The sequence below is a fragment of the Escherichia sp. MOD1-EC6300 genome (assembly GCF_002965045.1).
GTDB classification, from domain to species: Bacteria; Pseudomonadota; Gammaproteobacteria; order Enterobacterales; family Enterobacteriaceae; genus Escherichia; species Escherichia coli_F.
This window is the reverse complement of record NZ_PTRH01000064.1, coordinates 1-472: the sequence shown is the minus strand read 5'-3', so window position 1 is coordinate 472 and position 472 is coordinate 1. Positions and strand designations below refer to the sequence as shown.

Sequence of the window (472 nt, the reverse complement as noted above, 5' to 3'; positions counted from 1 at the left end):
GGGCAGTTACAGAGCCAGCACCTGAACAGCCTGCAGTATGACCGCGATTACACCTGGAACGACAACGGCGAACTCATTCGCATCAGCAGCCCGCGCCAGACCCGGAGTTACAGCTACAGCACCACCGGCAGGCTGACCGGCGTTCACACCACCGCAGCGAATCTGGATATCCGCATCCCGTATGCCACGGACCCGGCAGGTAACCGCCTGCCCGACCCGGAGCTGCACCCGGACAGCACCCTCAGCATGTGGCCGGATAACCGTATCGCCCGTGACGCGCACTATCTTTACCGGTATGACCGTCACGGCAGGCTGACAGAGAAAACCGACCTCATCCCGGAAGGGGTTATCCGCACGGATGATGAGCGGACTCACCGGTACCATTACGACAGCCGGCACCGGCTGGTGCACTACACGCGGACACAATATGCAGAGCCGCTGGTCGAAAGTCGCTATCTTTACGACCCGCTGG

General features: G+C 61.4%; 1 pseudogene. It reads left to right on the top strand.

What is annotated here, in order from left to right:
• A pseudogene (locus tag BGE37_RS24805) lies at positions 1 to 472 on the top strand (RHS repeat protein); the annotation flags it as partial.